This window comes from Arthrobacter sp. 2YAF22_2, from assembly GCF_052114645.1.
Lineage (GTDB): Bacteria > Actinomycetota > Actinomycetes > Actinomycetales > Micrococcaceae > Arthrobacter.
This window is the reverse complement of the sequence record NZ_JBFRFD010000092.1, coordinates 1-8,974: the sequence shown is the minus strand read 5'-3', so window position 1 is coordinate 8,974 and position 8,974 is coordinate 1. Positions and strand designations below refer to the sequence as shown.

7 protein-coding genes and 1 tRNA gene are annotated in these 8,974 nt (G+C 68.1%); 3 read left to right on the top strand and 5 right to left on the bottom strand.

All coding sequences use genetic code 11. The features are described 5' to 3' along the window. Window positions 1-140: 140 nt before the first annotated feature. Both AB4Y86_RS05830 and AB4Y86_RS05825 read right to left on the bottom strand, forming a co-directional pair. A complete protein-coding gene (locus tag AB4Y86_RS05830; protein WP_441400917.1) occupies window positions 141-1,157 on the bottom strand; it encodes an asparaginase in 1,017 nt (338 codons plus the stop codon). A gap of 36 nt (window positions 1,158-1,193) precedes the next feature. Then, window positions 1,194-2,807: a molybdopterin-dependent oxidoreductase gene (locus AB4Y86_RS05825; RefSeq protein ID WP_441400919.1), complete on the bottom strand. Its 1,614-nt coding sequence runs from the start codon at window positions 2,805-2,807 to the stop codon at window positions 1,194-1,196. Window positions 2,808-3,034: 227 nt separating this feature from the next. Between AB4Y86_RS05825 and purD the strand changes: the two genes are divergently transcribed. Then, a complete protein-coding gene (purD, locus tag AB4Y86_RS05820) occupies window positions 3,035-4,363 on the top strand; it encodes a phosphoribosylamine--glycine ligase (RefSeq protein ID WP_441400915.1) in 1,329 nt (442 codons plus the stop codon). Between the two features lie 2 nt (window positions 4,364-4,365). After that, complete coding sequence (locus AB4Y86_RS05815; protein WP_441400913.1) at window positions 4,366-5,313, top strand: phosphoribosylaminoimidazolesuccinocarboxamide synthase; 948 nt, start codon at window positions 4,366-4,368, stop codon at window positions 5,311-5,313. Between the two features lie 23 nt (window positions 5,314-5,336). Here AB4Y86_RS05815 and AB4Y86_RS05810 read toward each other — a convergent pair whose 3' ends face one another. Continuing rightward, window positions 5,337-6,602, bottom strand: coding sequence for a helix-turn-helix domain-containing protein (locus tag AB4Y86_RS05810; RefSeq protein WP_441400912.1), 1,266 nt, complete (start codon window positions 6,600-6,602; stop codon window positions 5,337-5,339). A 143-nt stretch (window positions 6,603-6,745) separates the two neighbouring features. On the opposite strand from AB4Y86_RS05810, the gene AB4Y86_RS05805 reads away from it, so the two are divergent. Continuing rightward, complete coding sequence (locus tag AB4Y86_RS05805) at window positions 6,746-6,991, top strand: hypothetical protein (protein WP_441400910.1); 246 nt, start codon at window positions 6,746-6,748, stop codon at window positions 6,989-6,991. Between the two features lie 205 nt (window positions 6,992-7,196). Here AB4Y86_RS05805 and AB4Y86_RS05800 read toward each other — a convergent pair. Beyond that, window positions 7,197-7,273 (bottom strand) — tRNA-Pro (locus AB4Y86_RS05800). A gap of 74 nt (window positions 7,274-7,347) precedes the next feature. Then, a partial coding sequence (locus tag AB4Y86_RS05795; RefSeq protein WP_441400908.1) for an ABC transporter ATP-binding protein occupies window positions 7,348-8,974 on the bottom strand: 1,627 nt, incomplete at its 5' end.

The window sequence follows — 8,974 nt, the reverse complement described above, 5'->3', positions numbered from 1 at the left end:
GCATGTCGGAGTGAGCCAAGTCCGAGGCCGGCGCGTCGGCCCTCGCGGCGTCGGATGACGGGGCGTTYGCGTCGCGCCAGGCGGCCAGCGCCGCGCGGCCCTCATCCAGCGGGATCCGGCGTCGTGAAACGGCCACGGCCCTAGTCCAGCAGCGCCGAGACGGCGTGGCCGAGGCGGATTTTGCCGACCGGGCGGCCGCCGCCCAGCACCGGGTCGACCACCTTTTCCAGCACGCTGGAGACCTCCGGGATCTCCACGGCCCCCGCGGCGGCGAGCAGGGTCAGGCCCACCAGCGTGGTGGCGCGGATGTTGCCGTCGAGGACCTTGATAGCCACCGAGACGCCCTGCGGGGTGGCCATCACCAGCACCCCCTCGGCGCCGACCTTGGCGATGATGCCAAGTTCGTCCATCACGATCGTGTTGGCCTGCCCGCGGCCTTGCACGGCCCACGGGTAGTCCAGCATGGAGGTCGCAATCGTGGCGGCCCGGGCGTTGGAGTTGTTGTCGCCGGGAGCCTTGGCCAGCCGGGAGAAGGCTCGGGCCAGGCCGGTGAGTGACACGGCGGCCACGGGGGCGCCGCAGCCGTCGATGCCGAGATGGGCGATCCGTTCGCCGCAGTACTCCTCGATCACGGAGCGGATGCGCTGCTGCAGGGGATGGTTTGGTTCGAGGTAGCTGTGCGTGTCCCAGCCGTTTTCCGTGCAGGCCCAGAGAAACGCCGCGTGCTTTCCCGAGCAGTTGAAGGCAAGCCGGGATTTTCCGCGTTCGGTCTGGATCAGCCAGGTCCGGGCCGTCTCGTCCTCGGGCCACGCCGCGGGGCACTGCAGCTGGTCCTCCTTGACGCCGGCGGCCTTGAGCATGCCCTCCACCACGTCCATGTGGTCGAGGGAACCTACGTGGCTGCCGCACGCGATCGCCACCTGTGCGCCGCGCAGCGGAACGCCGGACTGCATGGAGGCCAGGGCCTGCAACGGCTTGAGCGTGGAGCGCGCGTAGATGGGGGTGGTGATGTCGCCGAGTTCGGTGACGACATTGCCGTCCGCGGACAGCACGACGGCCGAGCCGATGTGCCGGGACTCGACAAAGCCGCTCCGTTCAACGACTGCCAGCTCGACGGCGGACTCAACGGTGAACGTGGCATGCGGGTTCAAAGGCATGCTGCAATTCTAGGGTGCGAAGCCGGCTCAGCCCGGTTACTCCACGGTGACCATGACCGACTGCCAGCCGGAGGCGCCGTCGGGAACCGGGTCGGCGCGCTTGTCCGTCTGGACTTCGCCGGTGCCGTCGGTGGCGCGGGCCTTGATGTAGTGCGGGCCCGGGGTGGCTTGCCAGTCGAAGGACCACTGCCGCCAGGTCACCACCGAGGCCTCGGCGGAGAGCACCGCCTCGGTCCACGGGCCGTTGTCGATCTGGACCTCCACCTTGGTGATGCCGCGGGTTTGCGCCCAGGCGGTGCCGCCGATCGCGACCCGTCCGGCAGCGACCTTGGCGAAGGACTTGGGGACCTCCACCCGGGCCATGGTCTTGATCGGTCCGCGTTCGGACCAGCCGCGCTGGGTCCAGTAGGCCTTGTGGTCCGCGAACCGGGTCACCTCCAGGTCCACCACCCATTTGGTCGCCGAGACGAAGCCGTACAGCCCGGGAACCACCATCCGCACCGGGTAGCCGTGCTCGAGAGGAAGCGCCTCGCCGTTCATGCCGATCGCCAGCATCGCGTCGCGGCCGTCCTGCAGGACCTCCAGCGGCGTGGAGGCGCTGAAACCGTCGACGGAAGTTGAGAGCACCATGTCGGCGCCCTGCTTGGGCCGGGCCATCTTGAGCACGTCACGGATGGGCATGCCCAGCCATTTGGCGTTGCCGGCGAGGTTGCCGCCGACGGGGTTGGAGACGCAGGTCAGCGAGACGTGGGATTCGATCAGTTTCGCATCCAGGAGGTCCTGGAAGCTGAGCCGCACCTCTTGTTCGACCAGGCCGTGGATCCGGAGTTCCCAGTCCTGGGCGGCGATTTCCGGCACGCTGAGGGCGGTATCGATCCGGTAGAAGTCCTTGTTGGGCGTCAGCCAGGGGGTAACGCCCGCGGCCTTGGATTGGACGCCGGCGGGCACCGGGGCGGCAGCCTTCGCGGGCGCCGGCAATTTCAGGGCCTCCCGGGCTTGGGCCACGTTGCTGCGGGCGGCGCTCAGGAGCCGTCCGCCGGTGGCGGCTGCGGCGGCAGCCACGGCGGTGATGCCGGTGGCGGCGAAGAAGGCGCGGCGTGAGGTTGCCGGTCGGTCCGGCTCCTTGGCACCACGGTCCGCCGCAACGTCCGGCCATTCCCGCATCCGCCACAGCCTGGTGGTCAGGAGCCGGAGCACGACCAAGCCGGCGGCGGTGCCGATCAGCGAGGGGATGGCGTCGAGCGGTTTCACGCCGGCCCGCGTCACCACGCTGGCCACGATCACCGCCCCCATCACCACGACGCCGGCCACACCCAGGGCCCATTTTCGGTACGCCACGATGCCCAGCACGCAAGCGAGGAGCAGGATCGTGACAGCCATCCCGACGAACAGCGCGGCCTTGTCATTGGTGCCGAACGTTTCAACGGCAAAGTTCTTCATCCACAGCGGCGTGAAGTCGATGAACGTCGAGCCCAACGCAATCAGCGGCGTCGCCCGCGCAGTGAAGAACGCGCCGATCAGTTCCGCGACGGACAGGACGACGGCGGCCGAAACCACCCCGGCAAGGGCGGCGAGTGCCGTGGAACCAGACCGCCACGCGGACCGTTTCTTGGACTGCGGGGAGGTACCGGGCTTCCGGGTGCTGGGCATCGTCATACAGGGTGTTCGGAGCGGCGGGGCGTTGGGATTGTCCGGCGAGGTGGACATGCACTCCCCTGGGTGGCACGGACGGGCATGTGGGCGCTATGTCCAGTGGCCGCGGCCAGGACTGGGCATGTCCCGCGGGGATGGCGTGGAACGGACGGCCAGGACTGGGCATGTTCCGCGGGGGTCACAGCTTAGGAGCCTGCCGGGTCCACAAAGTACCCTTGAGAACTGTGAAGGTACTTGTCATCGGCCCCGGCGGCCGCGAACACGCCATTGTCCGTTCCCTGCTCGCCGACCCGAATGTTTCCGAGGTCCACGCGGCCCCGGGCAACGCCGGTATCGCCAAGCTGGTCCCCACTTACCCCGTCGACGCGAGCGACCCCAACGCGGTCGCCGCCCTGGCGACCAGGCTCGGCGTCGACCTCGTGGTGGTGGGGCCCGAGGCGCCGCTCGCCGCGGGAGTCTCCGACGCGGTCCGCGAGGCCGGGATCCCCGTGTTCGGCCCCAGCAAGGCCGCCGCGCAACTGGAAGCCTCCAAAGCCTTCGCCAAGGAAGTCATGGCCGAGGCCGGGGTGCCCACCGCGATGGCCCGCGTGGCGTCCAACGCCGAGGAAGCCGCCGACGCGCTTGATACCTTCGGTGCCCCCTACGTCGTGAAGGATGACGGGCTCGCCGCCGGCAAGGGCGTCGTCGTCACCCGCAACCGGGACGAGGCCCTGGCGCACGCCCAGAGCTGCTTCGACGCCGGCGGCACCGTGGTGATCGAGGAGTTCCTCGACGGCCCGGAGGTCTCCCTGTTCGTCCTGTGCGACGGCAGCAGCACCGTGGCGCTTTCCCCGGCCCAGGATTTCAAGCGCATCTTCGACAACGACGAGGGTCCCAATACCGGCGGCATGGGCGCCTACACCCCCTTGGATTGGGTCCCCGACGGCCTGGTCCAGGAGGTCATCGACCGGGTCGCGCAGCCCACCGTCAACCAGATGGCCCACCGTGGCACCCCGTTCGTCGGCGTGCTGTTCGTCGGCCTCGCCCTGACTTCCCGCGGCACCCGGGTTATCGAGTTCAACGTCCGCTTCGGCGACCCGGAAACCCAGGCCGTCCTGGCCCGGCTCAAGACACCCCTCGGCGGCCTGCTGATGGCCGCCGCCAAGGGCGGGYTGGACAAGGTGCAGCCGCTGCGCTGGTCCAAGGAGTCGGCCGTCGCCGTCGTCGTCGCCGCCGAAAACTACCCCGGCACGCCGCGGACCGGGGACCGGATCCGCGGCCTGAAGAAGGTCGAGGCGATCGAGGGCGTGCACGTGATCCACGCCGGCTCCAAACTGGACGACGACGGCAAGGTCGTCTCCGCAGGCGGCCGCGTCCTCGCCGTGGTGGCGCTCGGCACCGACCTCGTGGAGGCCCGGGAACGGGCGTATGACGGCGTCGAACTGGTCCAACTCGACGGCGGCCAGTTCCGCACCGACATCGGCGGCAAGGCCGCCCGCGGCGAAATCAAGGTGACGGCGCCCGGCAAATCAACGGCAGCCGCGCACACCGCCGGTGCGAAAGCGAAGGCCTGAGCATGAACGCAGGCGAACCCGCACTGCCCCCCGGCGGCCTAGACACCGAAACCCTGGACCTTCCGGGCTGGACGCACGTCTACTCCGGGAAGGTCCGCGACCTCTACATCCCTGCCGACGCCGCGATCACGGAACGCGTCGGCCGTGAGTGCGTCCTGGTGGTGGCCAGCGACCGGATCAGCGCCTACGATCATGTCCTCGCGAGCGAGATCCCGGACAAGGGCCGCATCCTCACCCAGCTGAGCCTATGGTGGTTCGAGCAGCTCGGCGTGGAGCACCATGTCCTCGCGTCCACGGTCGACGGCGGGGTTCCCGCCGCAGTCGAGGGCCGCGCCATGATCTGCAAAAAACTCAAGATGTTCCCGGTGGAATGCATCGCCCGTGGCTACCTGACCGGCTCCGGGCTGGCCGAATACCGGGCCTCGGGCACCGTGTGCAGCATCCCGCTGCCGCCGGGTCTGGTGGACGGATCCCGGCTCGAACAGGCCATCTTCACCCCCTCCGCGAAGGCGGAAGTCGGGGAGCATGACGAGAACATCACCTACGACGCCGTCGTCGGGATGGTCGGCGAGAACGTTGCCGGACGGCTCCGCGAACTGACCCTGGAGATCTACACCAGGGCCGAGGAGATTGCCCGCGGCCGCGGAATCATCCTGGCCGACACCAAGGTGGAGTTTGGCCTGGACCCCGCAACCGGCGTCATCACCCTCGGCGACGAGGTCCTGACGCCGGACTCTTCACGTTTCTGGGACGCGGCCACCTACCGGCCTGGCCAGGCGCAGCCGTCCTACGACAAGCAGTATGTCCGCGACTGGCTGACCTCCGACGAATCAGGCTGGGACAAGTCCTCCGACACGCCGCCCCCGGCGCTCCCGGCCGACGTCGTCGTCCGCACCCGCAGCCGCTACGTGGAAGCTTACGAGTTGCTCACCGGGCGCACCTTCGCCTAACGGGCCTGGAGGGCCCGGCGCGGCTAGCTGCTGGCGGCGGCGGCTTCGGCGCGGCGCTGGGCCAGGCGGATTTCCAGCACGGCGTCCATCGCCTGCTGGACCCGGTCCGAGGCGCCGGCGGAGCTGAACTCCTTCTGGGCTTCGTCCAGGTACACGAGGGCTTCCTCGGCCTCGCCGGCGGCCTTCAGCGCCTTGCCGAGCAGCAGCGCCACCTCGCCGGCGACGTGCTTGGCCAGCGCATCCCGCTCGGCGTGGATCTCGCGCAGCTTCTGCACGGCCCCGACAATGTCGCCGGTCAGGTAGAGCCAGCGCGCACGGATAAAAGCGACTTCCAGGTGGTCCGTCTTGTTGCCGCCCACGATCGAGAGGGCGAGTTCGGCGCGCTCGATCGAGGACAGGGTTTCCGGCTCAACGATGCCGGAGGACAGGCGGACCGCCGCGGAGGCCTTGTTGAACCTCGCCCAGAGGTCGATGTCGTTCGCCGGCGAAAGCAGCTTGGAGGCTTTCTCGTGGTACTTGATGCCCTCGGCATAGTCATGGCGCATGAACGCCACGTTCCCGATCACCCAGGCCACTTCGCCAGCGAGTTGGGACATGGACTGTTCATCCATCTGGGCGTTCATGTCCTGGCAGTATTGCCACGCCTCGTCCAGCCGGCCGCTTTCCGCCAGGGCGCCGATCAGTGCACGCAGCGCGCCGATGATGAGCGTGGACCCCTTGGGCAGCTGGTCGCAAAGCCGCACGGCCTCCTGCGCGTGTTCGACGGCGACCGCCAACTGGCCCTGGCCGTGGCAGACGGCAGCCAGCATCTGCCGCGCACGAACCCCCAGGCCGACCGACTCAGCGGCCATCGGGTGGTCGAGGAGCCGCTGGACCAGGTCCTGGCATTCCTTGAGCTGGCCCTGCTTCATCAGGCATTCGGCCTGCATGTAGGTCATGTTCCACCAAGCGCTGGTGTTCTTGCCTTCGATCGCGATCTGGGCGGCCATGGCGGCGTGGCTGGCGGCCAGCGGGTAGTCGCGAAGGTCCCAGGCCTGCCGGGCGTAAAGCCCCGCCAGGACGTATTCGGCGTCGCTGACCGATACGGGCTGGCTCCAGGCCTCCAGGGCCTTGGGTGCGAGCTCGAGGCGGCGCGCCAGTTCCTCGATGACTTCCGCGGTCGGTTCACGGCGGCCGGTTTCGAGCAACGAGATGTAACTGGGGGAGTATTTGTCCCTGCCCAGTTCGGCCTGGGTGAGGCCGCGCTCCAGCCGTTCCGCTCGGAGTTTTTCCCCGAATCCGTTCCCCACGGGTTCCTCCTAATTCCGGACAGTCTTTGTACTAAATGCTTGACAGTCTCTGTGCAAGTAATTTTACAATGTATGTCAACAAGGGCTCGTGCTGGCTTTGTAACTATCCGACTCGTATTTCCGACTCGTATTGAGGAACCCACATGTTCAAGAAGATTGCCGCCTCCGTCGCCTTGGCTGGGGCGCTGGCGTTCTCCGCAACGGCTCCCGCAGTGCTGTCAGTAAGTGCCATCGGTAACTGGCCGGACCCCATGGGCAACAGCACCCAGGCAATCGGCAACTGGCCGGATCCGATGAGCTCGACCCAGGGCAGCCTTTCGGCGATCGGCAACTGGCCGGACCCGATGACCTATTCAACCAACATCGGCAACTGGCCGGACCCGATGTAGACAACGCTCCGAAAACAGCCCCGGGACATCCGCAAAAGATATCCCGGGGCTGTTTTGTGCCGGTCAACCCTCGTCGATTGCTCCGTAACGGCCCTTCTGACGCCTCAAAAGGGCCGTTACGGAGCAGTCGACGGGGATTCGGCGGGGGTGAGGGGCCGCCGGACGCAAAAGAGGGCCTTCCAACTGGAAGGCCCTCTTAATTGACTGGTCGGGATGACAGGATTTGAACCTGCGACCTCGTCGTCCCGAACGACGCGCGCTACCAAGCTGCGCCACATCCCGATCCGTTACTTCAAAAGCAACTTCACAAGAGTATCCGATTCCGGCCCCGGATGCGAATTGGGACGAGATCGGAATCAGACCAGCGAGTCCTTCCACGCCCCGTGCAGCTGGGCGAAGCGGCCTCCGCCGCCGATGAGTTCCGCCGGGGTGCCGTCCTCCACCACCCGGCCGTCATGGACCACCAGCACGCGGTCCGCGGTCTCCACGGTGGAGAGCCGGTGCGCGATGATCAGCGCCGTGCGGTCCGCCTCCCCGGCAGCGGTTCCGCGCAGCAGGCTCGCCAGCCCGGCCTGGACCATGCGCTCGGAGGGGATATCCAGCGAGGACGTGGCCTCGTCGAGGATCAGGACGGCGGGCCGGGCCAGGAACGCCCGGGCGAAGCTGATCAGCTGGCGCTGCCCGGCCGAAACGCGGCCGCCGCGCTTGTTAACGTCGGTGTCGTAGCCGTCCGGCAGGGCGGTGATGAACCCGTCGGCGCCCACGGCCTTCGCGGCGTCCTCGATCTCCTGCCGGGAGGCCCCGGGTCGGCCTAGGGCAATGTTGTCCGCGACCGAGCCGCTGAACAGGAAGGCTTCCTGGGTGACCATGACGATGTTCCGGCGCAGGTCCGCCGTCGTCAGCTGCCGCAGGTCCACGCCGTCGAGCGTCAGCGAGCCGGCCGAGACGTCGTAGAAACGGGCGATCAGCTTGGCCAGCGTGGACTTCCCGGCGCCGGTCTGCCCCACCAAGGCGACTGTCTGTCCGGCGGGAATCTGCAGGTCCATGGCCGGGATGACCACCGGGCCGTCGCCGTAGCGGAACTCGACGTTCCGGAAATCGATGCGGCCCTTCGCCTCGGACAACGGCACAGGATCGACGGGCGGCCGGACGGTGGGCACTTCCTCCAGCAGCCCGGAGACCTTCTCCAGCGCCGCCTGCGCGCTCTGGAAGGAGTTGTAGAACATCGCCATCTGGTCCACCGGCTGGAAGAAGCGCTTGGCGGAGAGGATCAGCGCCAGCAGCACCCCCACCGCGAGTTCGCCGCTGAGCACCCGGAAGCCGCCGGAGAGCAGGACGACGGCGACGCAGACGTTCCCGATCAGCACCAGGCCGGGCTGGAAGATGCCGTTGAGGTTGATGGAGCGGACCGTGACCTTGCGGTAGTCCTCGGAGAGCTCCGCGTAACGCTCGGCGTTCTGGCGCTCCTTGCGGAAGGCCTTGACGGCGCGGATGCCGGTCATGGTCTCGATGAAGTGCACGATCAGCCGGGCCGAGACCACGCGGGATTCGCGGAACGCGATCTGGGAGTGCTTCTGGTACCAGCGGGCCAGGAAGTACATCGGCACGCCCGCGGCGAGCACCAGCAGTCCGCTGCGCCAGTCGAGGGCGAACACGGTGATGGCGGTGAAGAACATGAAGATGATCCCGGACGCGAGGGAGCTGACTCCGGAGTCGAGGAGGTCACGCAGGGCTTCGAGGTCCGAGGTCTGCCGGGCGATGATGCGTCCCGAGGTGTATTTTTCGTGGAACTCCAGGCTCAGCCGCTGGGTCTGCCGGAAGACCCGTACGCGCAGGTCCAGCAGCATCGCCTGGCTCAGGCGCGCCGTCGAGGTCACGTACACGGCGGTGAGCCACGCCGTCGCGACCGCCGCGGCGAGGTACGCGACGCCGGCGAGCACGAGCGGGACGCTGTCACCGGCGCGCAGGGCCGGCAGGGCGTGG